Genomic DNA, 13744 nt, shown 5'->3' with positions numbered 1-13744 from the left:
GCTCAGTGGTGGTGATGCGGCGGCGGGGGCGGGATCGTCGCCAGCCCCGGGGCCGGCTCCGGCCAGACCAGCAGCACCGGGCAGGGCGCGTGGTCGACGGCGAACCGGACGGCCGGGCCCAGACTGCGGGGCCCGAGCCGCGAGCGGTCGCCGTCCCGGGCCAGCACCAGCAGATCGGCGCCCTCCGCGGCGGCCACCACCTCCCGCTCGACCCGCCCGGCCCGTACCGCGCGGACGCTCGGCCGCCCCAGCCGCTCCGCCGCCGCGTCCAGGATCCCGGCGGTGGAAGTGCCCTCCAGCGTCTCCAGCAGCCCGCCCGGGTCCCGTTCGGGATGGCCGCGGCCCAGAAGCCCCGCGAACGCGCCGTGCGCCACCCCGGGCACGTCCGGGCCGGAGACGTGCAGCAGCACCACCTCGGCGTCCGGCGGGGCATGGGTGCGTACGGCGTCCACACAGGCGGGCCAGGTGCCCTCGACGAGCCAGGCGATCACGCGCATCCGGCCGGCCTCCCTCGGCTCACGGAATCCCTCAGAGAATCTGCAGCGCCCCCCACAGTGCCACCACGGACACCGCCAGCGAACAGGGCACGGCGATCAGACCCAGCCGGGTGAACTCCCCGAGGTCCACGCCGTGCTCGTGCTGGTGCACGATCCGCCGCCACAGCAGGGTGGCCAGCGACCCGGCGTACGTCAGGTTGGGGCCGATGTTCACCCCGAGCAGCACCGCGAGCACCGCGCCGGAACCGGCCGGAGCGGCGAGCGGCAGCAGCACCAGCACGGCCGGCAGGTTGTTGATGAGGTTGGCCAGCACCGCGGCCAGCGCCGCGGTCCCCAGCAGCGCGGCGAGCCCGGTGCCGCCGGGCAGCACCCGCCCGAGCACGTCCGCGAGCCCGTTGTCGACGACGGCGCGCACCACGACGCCCAGCGCCAGCACGAACGCAAGGAAAGCCGGGGCCGCCGCCCGCACCACGGCCAGGGGCGTCGCCCTGCGCCGCAGCAGCGCCCGCCCGGCCAGCACCAGGGCACCCGCCGCGGCCACCCACGCCGGGTCCACGCCGAACGCCGACGCCACCACGAAGCCCGCCAGCGTGCAGCCCACGGTCACCAGCGCGAACAACGGCAGCGGCGGCGCCGCGGCGGCCTCCCCGGGCACGGGGGCCGCGGCCGTCAGGTCCCGGGCGAAGAACCGCCGGAACACCAGGTACTCGGCGCCGATCGCCACCAGCCAGGGCAGCGCCATCAGGGCCGCGAACCGGGTGAAACTCAGCCCGCTCGCCGCGAACGCGAGCAGGTTCGTCAGGTTGGACACGGGCAGCAGCAGCGACGCCGTGTTGGACAGATGGGTGCACGCGTACACATGCGGTTTGGGCCGTACGCCGGTGCGTGCGGCGGTGGCGAAGACGACCGGCGTCAGCAGCACGATGGTGGCGTCCAGGCTGAGCACCGCCGTGATCGCCGACGCCAGTGCGAACACCGCCGTCAGCAGCCGCACCGGCCGGCCCTCCGCCCAGCGCGCCATCCACGCGCCGCACGCCTGGAACAGCCCCTCCACGTCGCAGAAGTGGGCGAGCACCAGCACCGCCGCCAGGAAGCCGACCACGGGCCCGAGCCGCTCCGCCTCCGCCCGGGCGTGCTCCAGCGGGATCGCGCCGGTCGCGATCACGATCCCGGCGGCGGGCACGGCCAGCGCGGCCTCCGGCCATCCGAAGGGACGTACGACGGCCCAGGCCAGCACGGCGACGAGCAGCAAGGCCGACAGGGCCTCGGCGAGCGGGGTGTTCAGGGCGGGTCCTTCCGGATCGGTCTCAGGTGGTGCCCGCCCATGAAAGCAAACGCCGGCGCGCGCACCACGCCGTCCTGGTGCCCGCCGCGCCCGGGAATCCGTCCCGGACCGGCACGGCGGTTTCCGCCGTCCAGGCCGGACGGCGGAAACCGGCATGCCGGCGGAAGCCGGTCAGGCGCCGGTGCCGGGACTGAAGACGGTCAGGAACACCGAGGAGGAGTTTCCGCCGACCGGGACCTCCCCGGCCGTCCACGCCACCCGCAGGTGGTCCCGCTCGTCCGGCGGGGTGATCAGCAGGCCGGCCGGCCTGGCCGTCTTCGCCTCGCTGATCTCCGGGTTGGAGAAGGTCAGGCCGGCCCAGGCGCTCTGCCCGGGCTTGAGCGTGACGGTCGCCGGGGAACCGGAGGAGCGCTTGGGGTCGGGGCCGAGCTGCGCGCCGGAGGCGTTCACGAAGGCCGCGCCCGGATAGCCGCGCAGGGTGCAGGTCCGGCCGGACTTGTTGGTGAGCACGAGGGGGAAGTTCTCCTGGCCGGCGCCCGGGTTGTTGCGGCCGACGGCGGCCCGCAGCTCCGAGGTGTGGCACCGGGTGCTGGTGGCGGCGGTCTTCCCGCCGCTGTCCGCGCCGGTGCCGGTCTTCGTGCCGCTGCCGGCGCCGCCGGACGCCGTGCCCGTCTTCGGGGCGGCGGACGAGGCCGTGCCGCCGGGGGTGGAGGCGGCAGGGGAGGAGACGGTGGTGGCCGGGCTGCCGCCGGCCTCGGTGGCTGGACCCGCCGTGCCCGACACCTTCTGGGGCGCGGAGCCGTCCTGGCTGCCGCAGGCGGTCAGCAGGCCCAGCACGGCGACCGCGCCCGCGAGCAGGGCCCCGCGCCGCGGGGACCGGGATGAGTACGCCATGTCGCTCACTCCTGGATCTTCACGGCACGCGTCGGGCGCGTGCCTCCGGCGCCGGGTGCGCCGTCACCACACTCCGATGCGCGGGGCGCCGGAAAAGTTCGCCTCGCCCGGAAATCCCTTCCCCGCACCGCCGCGCGCGGAACGTGTTCAGGTGACCCGCAGTGAGCGGAGCACCCTGTCGGTGCCGTCGGCGCCATCCCGCCGGCGGACCTGTACGTACACCTGGGGCCCCGCGGAGCCCCCCGCAGGCACCAGGGCCGACTCGGTGACCGAGCCGCCGTCCGGGCAGTCGCTCCAGGCCCGGACGCGGCCACGCCACCGGTCGCTCGCGAAGCTCCGGGAGCCGTCGTAGTGACAGCCCGGGTGGGTGAGGGCGTTCACCGGGGCGGTGACGTCGCCGTGCCCGCCGAGCCCGGCGAACACCCCGTCGACGCCCGCCCTCAGGTCGGCCCAGCGGGACAGGTCGCCGGTGACCACCAGACCCGGCTGGTGCCCGGCCGGCAGCCCGAGGACGCGCGGGTCCCAGCCGGAGTCGCGCAGCTCGCCGGCCCAGCCCGCCGGCACCTCGACCGAGATCCGGCCGGTGGCGTCCCGCACCTCGGTCCGGCCGCCGGAGCCGGAGCGGTGCAGCGCCAGTGTCACGGCGACCGCGGCCGCCACGGCGGCCACCACCGCGGCCAGTACCAGCGTCCCGGCGCCGAGCCGCCGCCGGACGCCGCCGAGTCGCCCGCCCACCCCGCCGCGGGCGGGCGCCGCGAGCCGGTCCAGCTCGTCCGCGAACGCCAGCGCCCCCGGCCAGCGCCGCTCCCGGTCCGGTTCGAGCGCGCGCAGCAGGGCCCGCTCGGCGTCCGCGCCCAGGTCCGGCCGCAGCCGGCCGGGCGGCACGACCTTCCCGGGCGGTCCCGGCACGGCGCCGGTGACCAGCTCGTAGCCGACCGCGCCCAGGCTGTACACGTCGGCGCGGGCGTCGATGCCCGCGCCCGGCTCGGCCTGCTCCGGCGGCTGGTAGCCCGCCGAGCCGGCCGCCAGGGTGAGCACCGAGGCCTGCGCCAGGCTCTTGGCCAGCCCCAGGTCGGCCAGCAGCACCCTTCGTTCGCCGTCCGGGGCGGTGTGCAGCAGCACGTTGGTCGGCTTGATGTCGCGGTGCACGATGCCGGCCTCGTGCAGCGCGGCGGCGCCGCGCGCGGCCAGCGCGGTCAGCGCGAGCGCCCGCGGCACCGGCAGCGGACCGGCCGTCAGCAGATCGGCGAGCGTGCCGCCGTCGGCGTACTCCATGACGAAGTACGGTCTGCCGTCGGGGAGTTCGCCGATGTCGTAGACCTGCACCACCCGGCTGGAACCGGCCCGGCGCAGCAGCCGCGCCTCGGACAGGAAGCGCTCGCGGACGTCGAGCCGGTGCGCCCAGTTCTCGGCGAGGACCTTCACCGCCACCGGGGCGTCGAGCTCGTCGTCGTGGGCGAGCCACACCGTGGCGAAGGCGCCGGTGCCCAGGCGCCGTTGGAGGCGGTAGCGGCCGATCCGCTCCAAGGAGTGCATACGACTATCATGCCTGCCCTGAGATCGACTTCCAGGGGGCCCGACGTGCCGGACGAGGCGACGGCCGAAGACCTTGCCCGGAGCGCCGCCGCCGGCGACCGGGAGGCGCTGGACCGGCTGCTGACCGGGCTGCGGCCCGAGGTGGTGCGCCGCTGCGGACGGTTCCTGCCCTGCCGGGAGGACGCCGAGGAGGCGGCGCAGGACGTGCTGCTCCAGGTGGCCCGGCACATCTCCGGCTTCGAGGGCCGCAGCCGCTTCAGCACCTGGCTTCACACCGTCGTCGCCAACTGCTGCCGGCAGAAGTACCGCGAGCTGAAGCGGCGGGCGGCCGAGCGGCCCGCCGTCATCGAGCCCGCCGAACACGTCGACCCGCGCACCACCAGCGTCATCGCCGGCTCCCGGGTGGACCTGCTGGAGGCCCTCGACCGGCTGGAGCGCGAGCACCCGCACCTGGTCGCGCCCCTGGTGTACCGGGACGTCTGCCGGCTCGACTACGCGGAGGCCGCCGAGCGCGCCGGCATCCCGCTCGGCACGTTCAAGTCCCGCCTGCACGAGGCCCGCAAGCGGGTACGGCCCTGGCTGCGGGTCTACTGAACCTCGGTCAGCGCCAGTTCCGCCCAGATGGTCTTGCCCTCCGGCGTGTGCCTGCTGCCCCACCGCTGGGTGAGCTGGGCGACCAGCAGCAGCCCGCGGCCGCCCTCGTCGAAGGTCTTGGCCCGCCTGAGGTGCGGCGCGGTGTGGCTGGCGTCGGACACCTCGACGATCAGCGTGGCCTCGTCGTGGATCAGCCGCAGCCTGATCGGCCGCGCGCCGTACCGGATTGCGTTGGTGACCAGTTCGCTCACCACCAGCTCCGCGGTGAACGCGACCTCGCTCAGCGACCACAGGTCGAGCTGGTCCAGCACCTGCTTGCGGATCGGCGCGACCAGTGCCGGGTCGGCGGGGATGTCCCAGGTCGACACCTGGGAGGCGGGCAGCCCCCGGGTACGGGCCAGCAGCAGGGCCACGTCGTCGGTGGCCTCGCCCGGCGGCAGCAGGGTCTGCAGGACCAGGTCGCAGGTCTCGTCAAGGGAGCCCGCGTACGCCTTCAGCGCCTCCACGAGCAGCCCTCTGCCGACGTCCAGATCCCGCTTGCGGGACTTCACCAGACCGTCGGTGTACAGGGCGAGCACGGTGCCCTCGGGCAGCTCGACCTCCGCGGACTCGAACGGCAGCCCGCCCAGTCCGAGCGGGGGGCCGGAGGGCAGGTCCAGCTCGTGCGGCTCGCCGCCCGGCCGCACCACCAGCGGCTGCGGGTGCCCCGCGCGGGCCAGCGTGCAGCGCCTGGACACCGGGTCGTACACGGCGTAGAGGCAGGTGGCGCCCACCTCGCCGGGGCTGTCGTCGCCGCTGTACTGCTCCGCCAGCCGGATCACCAGGTCGTCGAGGTGGGTGAGCAGTTCGTCGGGGGCCAGGTCGAGGTCGGCGAGGGTGCCGACGGCGGTGCGCAGCCGGCCCATGGTGGCCGAGGCCTGGATACCGTGCCCGACGACGTCCCCGACGACCATCGCGACCCGCATCCCCGACAGCGGGATGACGTCGAACCAGTCGCCGCCCACCCCGGCCCGGGCCGCCGGCAGATACCGCGAGCGGGCCTGCAGGGCGGCCGTGCGGGGCATCGTGCGGGGCAGCAGGCTGCGCTGCAGGGCGAGGGCGGTCTCCCGCTCGCGGGAGTAGCGCCGCGCGTTGTCGATGCAGACGGCGGCCCGGGCGGTGATCTCCTCGGCCAGCAGCACGTCGTCGGCGGTGAAGGAGTCCGGCCGCCGGTGCCGGGTGAGGACCGCGACCCCGAGGGTCAGGCCGCGCGCCCGGATCGGCACCGACATCGTCGAGTGGATGCCGAACCTCCTGACGACCTGGTCGCGGGCGGTGTGCCAGCTGTGCCACCTGGCCATGTCACCGGCGGCCTCGGAGGCGATGATCGTGCGGCCCGCGGTCAGCGCGTCGGCCTGCGGGGAGAAGTCCGGGTACAGCTCCGCCCGCCCCGGCCTGACCACCGCCTCCGGCACACCGTCGAGCACGGACTGGTGGGCGGTGCGGCGCAGCCGCAGGGGCGCCGTGACGCGCGCGGGGGGCTCGCCGTCGTACTCCTGCGGGTCCAGCAGGTCGATGGTCACGAAGTCGGCGAGCACGGGTACGCACACGTCCGCCAGCTCCTGGGCCGTACGCGTGATGTCCAGCGTGGTGCCGATCCGCGCGCCGGCCTCGTTGACCACCTGCAGCCGCCGGCGGGCCAGGTGGTTGTCGGTGACGTCGTGCGCGGCCAGGCACACGCCGACCACCCGGCCCCGGGCGTCGGTGATCGGGGCCATCCGGGTGAGCCAGGCCGTGACCCGGTCGTCCCCGCCGATGTCGCCGGTGTTCTCCATGTCCAGCGGCAGGCCGCTGGACAGCACCTGGAGCATGCCGCGCTCCACGTCCTCCGCCGGGGCCTGTCCGCCCAGCTCCGTGATCCGCAGACCCTTCACGCGCTCCTCGGGCAGCCCGATGAAGCCGGCCATGGCCTCGTTCATGCGCCGCAGGCGGAGCTGGTCGTCGTAGAGCGCGACCGCGCAGGGCGACTGGAGGAGGCTCGCCCCGGCCAGGTTGTCGTCGTCCAGGGCGTGCGGCCCGGCGCCGGTCAGCGGGGAGACGACCAGCCAGTCGGCGCCGTGGCCGTCGTCGGGCGGCCGGCGGTGGGCGAGCAGCCACACGGGGACGGTACGGCCGTCCCGGTGGCGCAGTTCCACCGTCCCGGTCCAGCGCGTGCCGAACGGCGTCTCCGGCATGCCCTCCCCGGCCAGCAGGGCGGCCGCGGGGCGGCCCACGACGGTCTCCGGCGGGTGGCCGAGCAGGCGCCGCGCGCCCTCGTTCCACTCGACCAGTGTTCCGTCGTCGTCGATGACGGCCCGGGCCGTGGCCGCATCGTCGAACGGATAGACCCGGCTCATCGTCGCCGCTCCCAGCGCACACTCACAGTGAACAGGTGGTACCACGCGCATTCCAGCGTAGTGCGTGGCACACCTCCCGCGGGGACGGCGAACCCGGCGGCCGGGTCGGTCCGCCGGACGGGGCCGGGGCGCCTTCCCGGCCGCCCGGACGCCCGGCCCCGTCCGCGGCGGACCGGGGGCGGGGACGCGGACACCGGGTCAGGCGCGGTAGCCGAGGATGGTCATCATGCCGCTCTCCGAGTGGTACTGGTTGTGGCAGTGCAGCATCCACAGCCCGGGGTTGTCCGCGTCGAACTCGACGACCAGCTTGCGGTGCGGCAGCACGATGGCCGTGTCCTTGCGCGCGCCCGCGCCGTCGAGTCCCGCGACGGCGAACGTGTGGCCGTGCAGGTGCATGGGGTGCCACATGTCGGTGGCGTTGATGAGGGTGAGCCGCACCCGCTCGCCGGCGCGCACCGGGTGGCGCTGACGGACGGAGTACGGCCGGTGGTCGAAGCCCCAGTCGTACTTCTCCATCGTGCCGGTGATCCTGATGCGCATCTCGCGGTCGGGGTCGCGGTCGTCCAGGGCGACGGAGTCGTCCGGCCGCAGGCGCCGGGCCGGGACCAGGTTGCGGTCGAGCCCGTCCGGGCGGACGTCCGCAGGGGGGACGTTGCGGCCCTTGTCGGTGCGCAGGACGGCGAGGGCCTGGCCCCTCTTGCCCTCGGCCAGGGCGACGAACGGGAACGCGCCGTCCTTGGCGGTGACGAGGACGTCGTAGCGCTCGGCCATGCCGACGAGCAGTGCGTCGGTCTCGGTGTGCCGCACCGGGTAGCCGTCGGTGTGCGTGACGGTCATCGGGTGCCCGTCCAGCGCCACCCGGAAGGCGGTCTCGGAACCGGCGTTGATGATGCGCAGCCGCACGCGCTCGCCGGGCCGGCACCGGAACACCGACGGGTGGCCGGCGGTGCGGCCGTTGACGAGGTAGAGGGGGTAGTCGACGCTGCCGGCGTCCCCGTGCAGCATCTCGCTGTACGCGTGGTGCAGCACCCGGCTGGGCCCGCCGGACGCCCGGGAGTGCGCGGCGTGCGGGGCCGCCGTCCCGCCGGAACGGGTCGCGGCCGGCTCGGGGCCCATGGCCATGCCCTCCATCTTCATGCCCTTGGGCATGAGCTGACGGAGCACCTGGTCGGGCGTGGAGCCCTGGACGCCGTCGAGCCAGTCGTCCAGGACGATGACCCACTCCTTGTCGTAGGCGAGGGGTTCCCGGGGGTCGTCGACGATGAAGGGCGCGTACAGGCCGCGGTCGGGCTGCATGCCGACGTGGGAGTGGAGCAGGAACGTGCCCGGGTGCGAGACCGTGAAGCGGTAGGTGAAGTCGGTCCCGGGCGCGATGGCGTTCTGGGTCAGGCCCGGGACGCCGTCCATGTCACAGCGCATGCGCACGCCGTGCGAGTGCAGGGTGGTGGTGTCCGGCAGCCGGTTGGCGAGGGTGAGGCTGAGGACGTCGCCTGCGGTGACGCGCACCAGCGGGCCGGGCAGTTGCTCGTGGTACGCCCAGGTGCGCACCTGCCGGCCGCCGAGGTCAAGGGTGTGCTCGGCGGCCGTGAACCTGAGCATGCGCACCGGGCCGGAGCCGCGTCTGCGCTCGGCGGCACGCACCTCGGGACCCGACGGCTCGACATATCCCTTCGGCCCGGGCGGAACGAAGTCCCCCTGGACGGTCCCCGCGGCCGCTGGGCCGGAACGGGGGCGGGGGCGGGAGTCGGTGCAGGCAGCCAGCAGTCCCGCGCCGGCCGCAGCGAACGGGGCTTGGAGCAGGGTACGCCGCGAAGGTGTGTGCATAAATGAAATAAGACACGTTTCGATCTGATATGTGCGGGATCCCGGGCGGCGCGTCCGATGGTGTCGGCGGCTGGGCCGTGCGTGCGCCGACCCGTTCCCGCGCGCCGGGCGGCGGGCGCGCCGTGTTGCCCTGCCGGGGGCGGCGGCGCGAGAGTGGGGGCCACCGGACTGCTTGGGGGTGTGGACCGTGTGCGTGGGCCTCGTGTCACCGGCGGAGAACGGCCATGGCCCCGGAGTTCGGCAGGTACCGGGACGAAGTGGCTGTGACCTGCCGATATTTACGGGTGAGTACCCGAGCGGTACCGTTGGCGCATGCCAGCTCTCAACGTGGAGTTCACTGACCGCGAACTGGAGGACCTGCGCCAGATCGCCAAGGAGCGCGGTACGTCGATGAAGGCGCTGGTGCGCGAGGCCGCCGCCGCCGACATCGCCCGCCACCGGGCGCTGCAGGAGGGCGCGGAGGCGTTCCGGAGCTTCTTCACCGCCCACGCCGAGGAGTTCGCGGCCGCGTTCCCCGACGACGAACGCCCGGCCAGCGGCGAGGCCGCCTGAGCGATGCCACCCGTCATCCACATAGACGTCCCCTGGCTGCTCCAGCGGCACGAGGAGGTCCTGCCGGACCAGCCCACGGTCGACGACTTCTCCGCGCTGGTCGCCGCCGTCGCCCGGCACCGCGTCGACCCGCCCCGGCTCGGCGTGGACTCCGACCCCGCCTGGCGGGCCGCCGCCCTGCTGCACACCCTCACCGTGCTCAAGCCGCTGCCGTCGGCCAACGCCCGCTTCGCCTGCGCGACCGCGGTGGCCTACATGTTCGTCAGCGGCGCCGGCATCGACGCGCCCTACGGCGCCCTCGTCGACCTCGCCCGCGACCTGATGTCCGGCAAGACGGACGTGTACGGCGCCGCCGACCGGCTGCGTTCCTGGCAGATCTGAGACGGTCCCGGCCGGCGGGGGAAGCCGCCGGGGCCGCCGGCCGGGGGCGCCCGCACGGAACGGGCCGCCGGCCGTGGGCAGTGGGACGGGGCCGGCGGCCGGTTGCGCGGGGGAGGGCTTCCTCCGGCTCTCGGCTTCGCCGAGCCGGGACCGTCCCGCCGCGCGGCCTTCCGAGGGGCCGGGGCCAGTCCACCACCCGGTCGCGCGCCCCGGGAGCGTGCGTGGCCGGCCGGTGCGTGCGCGGTGTTCACACGGGGCACGAGGAAATGGGAAAGGGGCGGCGGAGAACCGTTTCCGCGGCGCCCGTCCGGCTTCGTCCCGAAGGCCGCCGATGTCGTGCGAATGCCTTGTTCCGTGTGTGGAGGTTGTGCAAGGGTTGAAACACGGTGCGGGGGGTAATCGCCAGCAATCTCAAGGCAGTTGGGACGGGCCGGTCCGGAACCGGTGAATTCCCGCTCCCCGCGCGTATCCGGCGATCGGCAATCGACGCACCACACCCATCAAAGGATTCCGCTCAGTGCCAACCCCCCACCCCCCTCACCCTCCCTATCCGCCGCCGGGCGGCGACCCCGGGGAGTCCGACGAGTTCCTGGCCGTCCCGCTGCGAGCCGGTTCCGACGCGGAGGCCGCCCGGTCCACCGCGCTGCTGATGGCCCGCCACTGGCATGCCGCACACGACTACGCCGTCGTCTGCCTGGCCGCACAGGGACCGGTCGCCCACATGGTCACCGGCGCCGCCTTCCACCGGACGCTCGCCCGGCTCGCGCTCGGCGAGCCCGCCGAGGCCGTCCGGCCCCGCCTGCTGGTGGCCGTCCGGGACACGGTCCTGAACTGGTCCGCCGAGGACCGGATAGCCGCCGTTCTGCCGGCCCTGCGAAAACCCGCCGGGGGCCGCGGTATGCGCAACGCGAAGACCCTGATACCGGAAAACCGCGCCCTCTCCGAACGTTCTTTCCAGAGCCTTCCGCGACTCGAACAGGCGTTGCTGTGGCACGTCGAGGTCGAGGCCGAGCCTTTGGACATACCCGCGGCCCTGCTTGGCCTGGATCCCGGCAGCGCGGCGGCGGCACTCGAACAGGCGCATGAGAAATTCCGGGAAGGCTGCGTGCGGGCCCACCGGGAACTCGCGCCGAGTTCCGACTGCCGTCACTACAACCGCCTTCTGGACGCGCCGATCCGCCGCGGCGGCGCCCTGCTGCCGGACGTCCGGCAGCACCTCACCGGCTGCCGCTACTGCCGGCACGCCGCCGAGCAACTGGGCCGCATCGAGGGCGGACTCGGCGTACTGCTGGCCGAGGCGGTGCTCGGCTGGGGCGCCCGGCGGTATCTGGAGTCGCGCCCCGGCCGGTCCGGACCCGCCCGGGGCGCCTCGCAGGGCCCCGCCGGACGAGGGCGCGGCGGCGGGCGGCGCGGACCGCTGGAAGGGGCGCCGCCACGGACGTCCGGCGGACGCCGCAGACGCGGCAGGGCGTCCGGGCCGTTCGGCGCGGTCCCGACGCCCGCGTCGGGATGGCCGGCCAGGACGCTGCTCGTGGGGGTCGCGGTCGCCTCCGCCGCGCTGCTCGCCACCGTCGTCGCCCTCAGCGCCTGGCCCGACGGCGGCGACCACACCGACCCGGTCGCCTCCGAAGCGGCCCCGGGCGCCGGCGTCCGGCCCCCGACCGGGGCCGGCGGCTCGCCCGGCACCGCGGGCCTCCCCACGGCCGGCCGGCCCGCCCGGCTGCGCAACGCCGCGACCGGTCTGTGCCTGGACGTGCGGGGCGAGGCGCGGGCGGGCGCGAGCGTGGTGCTCGCCGCCTGCTCGGCCGCGCCGGCACAGCAGTGGACGTACGAGGCCGACGGGCTGCTGCGCAGCGCCGCCGACCCCCGTCTGTGCCTGGACTCGCACGCCGACGCGGGCGTGGTCATCCTCGGCCGGTGCGCGGGGGCGGGGGAGCGGAGGGGCGACGACGTGCGCTACGACCTCACCGTGCGGGGCGAGTTGCCGCCCCGCTGGGACCCGACCCTCGCGCTCGCCCCGGCCGGCGACGGGGCGAGCGCCGACGTCGTCGTCAAGGTCCGCGACGGCTCCGCCGCCCAGCGCTGGCGCACCGACGCCCCGTCCGCGAGCCCGGGCTCCCTGTCGGTCGCCGGCGGCGGCTCCCCGGGGTCCGGGGCGGCGCCGTCCGCCGGGCGCGCCCCGGCCCGGCCGGCCGTGCTGCCGGGGACGGGGACGTAGCGACTACGGCCGGTGCCGCCGCCGACGGCGGCGGCACCGGCCGGTCAGAGCGCCGCCTCGACGAGGTCGTCCCGCGAGACCGTCGCGGGCGTGGCGTGGCCGGACAGCGCGAGCGTGAGATCCAGTTCGGCCAGGACGCAGCGGACGACGTGCTCGACGCCCGCCTGCCCGTCGAGACCGAGGCCGTACACGTACGGCCGGCCGAGCAGCACCGCCCGCGCGCCCAGGGCGAGCGCCTTGAAGACGTCGTCGCCGGTGCGCACCCCGCTGTCGAACAGCACGCTCAGCCGGTCGCCCACCGCCTCCGCGATCGCCGGCAGCGCGTCGGCGGCCGCGATCGAACCCGCCACCTGCCGGCCGCCGTGGTTGGAGACCACCACCCCGTCCATCCCGGCGTCCGCGGCGAGCCGGGCGTCGTCCGGGTGCAGGACGCCCTTGAGAACGATCGGCCCGTCCCAGTGCTCGCGCAGGAAGGCGAGGTCGGGCCAGGTGTGGCCGGCGTCCCCGAACAGGCCGAGGAAGTGCAGCACCGCGGCGTTCGGATCCTCGTGGACGGGCTTGGCGAGGCCCGCCTGGAAGGCCGGGTCGGTGAAGTAGTTGGCGGTGCCCACCCCGTGCAGGAACGGCAGGTACGCCTGGTCCAGGTCGCGCGGGCGCCAGGCCAGCAGCGGGGTGTCCAGGGTGACGACGAGCACCGAGAACCCGGTGGCCCGGGCGCGGGCCAGGAAACTGCGCGTCACCTCGCGGTCCTTGCCCCAGTAGAGCTGGAACCAGCGCTCCGCGTCCCCCATGGCCTCCGCCACCCGCTCGAGCGGCGTGCTGGACGCCGAGGACAGGACGAACGGCACGCCCTGCGCTGCGGCGGCCCGGGCGGCGGCCGTCTCGGCGTCCGGGTGCATGATCGACAGCACGCCCACCGGGGCGAGGGCCAGCGGCGCCGGCAGGGTGCGGCCCAGCACCTCGGTCGTCAGGTCCCGCTCCTGGACGTCGCGCAGCATGCGCGGCACGATCCGGCGCCGGGCCAGGGCCGCCCGGTTGGCGCGGGCGGTGCCGCCGTCACCCGCGCTGCCCGCCACGTAGCCCACCGGGCCCGGTCCGAGCCGGTGTTCGGCGAGCTCCTCGAGCCGGGTCAGATCGGTGGGCAGCCGGGGCACGGCACCCGTCATCCCGTTCAGGTAGATCTCGTACTGGAAGTCCGCCCAGTGCTTGGCCATCCGTCCCTCCCACCACTCGCACCACGCCGCACGTCAGCGCGTGCCGACGATACTCGCGGGTAGGCCGGCGGGGCCCCACCGGGACGCGTCCGCAGCGACGGGACCACGCCGGCTCCCTGGACGCTCCATGAACGCGAGAAGTCGTGAAGGGGTCGTGAAGGGCTCGCCGTGGGGTTGGGGCGTTATGTTTCAGGCCGATTAACAAGTGGATGTTTTTCGGCCATTCGATCGACCCCTACGATCAAGAACCGCTCAGTTATGGGGTCGACGCGTTCAGTTTCCGTGACTTCACGCCACTGCTTCAACACGCAATGTTACTGAAAGCCGTGGGTTGGATGTGTGTTTCGGCGCGGGACTCGGCAGAGTGGCGCTCG

The 13744-nt window shown here is 75.0% G+C and carries 11 protein-coding genes; 4 read left to right on the top strand and 7 right to left on the bottom strand.

Annotated features, from left to right (window positions below):
• Window positions 1-2: 2 nt before the first annotated feature.
• The 4 genes from ACZ7JA_RS23150 to ACZ7JA_RS23135 form a co-directional block, all read right to left on the bottom strand.
• A complete protein-coding gene (locus tag ACZ7JA_RS23150) occupies window positions 3-497 on the bottom strand; it encodes a universal stress protein (protein ID WP_351671385.1) in 495 nt (164 codons plus the stop codon).
• A 31-nt stretch (window positions 498-528) separates the two neighbouring features.
• Complete coding sequence (locus ACZ7JA_RS23145) at window positions 529-1782, bottom strand: SLC13 family permease (protein ID WP_351671426.1); 1254 nt, start codon at window positions 1780-1782, stop codon at window positions 529-531.
• 171 nt (window positions 1783-1953) lie between these two features.
• Complete coding sequence (locus tag ACZ7JA_RS23140) at window positions 1954-2676, bottom strand: DUF4232 domain-containing protein (RefSeq protein WP_351671388.1); 723 nt, start codon at window positions 2674-2676, stop codon at window positions 1954-1956.
• A gap of 147 nt (window positions 2677-2823) precedes the next feature.
• Window positions 2824-4212, bottom strand: a complete 1389-nt coding sequence (locus ACZ7JA_RS23135; RefSeq protein WP_470810127.1) for a serine/threonine-protein kinase — start codon at window positions 4210-4212, stop codon at window positions 2824-2826.
• Between the two features lie 9 nt (window positions 4213-4221).
• Between ACZ7JA_RS23135 and ACZ7JA_RS23130 the strand changes: the two genes are divergently transcribed.
• Complete coding sequence (locus ACZ7JA_RS23130) at window positions 4222-4806, top strand: RNA polymerase sigma factor (protein WP_351671394.1); 585 nt, start codon at window positions 4222-4224, stop codon at window positions 4804-4806.
• On the opposite strand, the gene ACZ7JA_RS23125 is transcribed toward ACZ7JA_RS23130, so the two are convergent.
• A complete protein-coding gene (locus ACZ7JA_RS23125; RefSeq protein ID WP_470810124.1) occupies window positions 4800-7181 on the bottom strand; it encodes a SpoIIE family protein phosphatase in 2382 nt (793 codons plus the stop codon). The two genes, ACZ7JA_RS23130 and ACZ7JA_RS23125, sit on opposite strands and share 7 nt — an antisense overlap.
• 198 nt (window positions 7182-7379) lie before the next feature.
• A complete protein-coding gene (locus ACZ7JA_RS23120) occupies window positions 7380-9005 on the bottom strand; it encodes a multicopper oxidase family protein (RefSeq protein ID WP_351671400.1) in 1626 nt (541 codons plus the stop codon).
• A gap of 312 nt (window positions 9006-9317) precedes the next feature.
• Here ACZ7JA_RS23120 and ACZ7JA_RS23115 point away from each other — a divergent pair, with 312 nt between their 5' ends.
• From ACZ7JA_RS23115 to ACZ7JA_RS23105, 3 genes are all read left to right on the top strand, one after another.
• A complete protein-coding gene (locus ACZ7JA_RS23115; protein WP_351671403.1) occupies window positions 9318-9557 on the top strand; it encodes a hypothetical protein in 240 nt (79 codons plus the stop codon).
• Between the two features lie 3 nt (window positions 9558-9560).
• Window positions 9561-9938 (top strand): toxin Doc, encoded by a 378-nt coding sequence (locus tag ACZ7JA_RS23110; protein WP_351671406.1) that lies wholly within the window; start codon window positions 9561-9563, stop codon window positions 9936-9938.
• A 517-nt stretch (window positions 9939-10455) separates the two neighbouring features.
• Window positions 10456-12156, top strand: a complete 1701-nt coding sequence (locus ACZ7JA_RS23105; protein ID WP_470810121.1) for an RICIN domain-containing protein — start codon at window positions 10456-10458, stop codon at window positions 12154-12156.
• A 44-nt stretch (window positions 12157-12200) separates the two neighbouring features.
• Here the strand turns inward: ACZ7JA_RS23105 and ACZ7JA_RS23100 are convergent, their stop codons facing one another.
• A complete protein-coding gene (locus tag ACZ7JA_RS23100) occupies window positions 12201-13370 on the bottom strand; it encodes a lactate 2-monooxygenase (RefSeq protein ID WP_389454180.1) in 1170 nt (389 codons plus the stop codon).
• Window positions 13371-13744: the final 374 nt, after the last annotated feature.

The organism is Streptomyces sp. NPDC038135 (assembly GCF_055601245.1).
The sequence above is the reverse complement of the archived record's forward strand: the minus strand, read 5'-3'. Positions and strand labels throughout refer to the sequence as shown.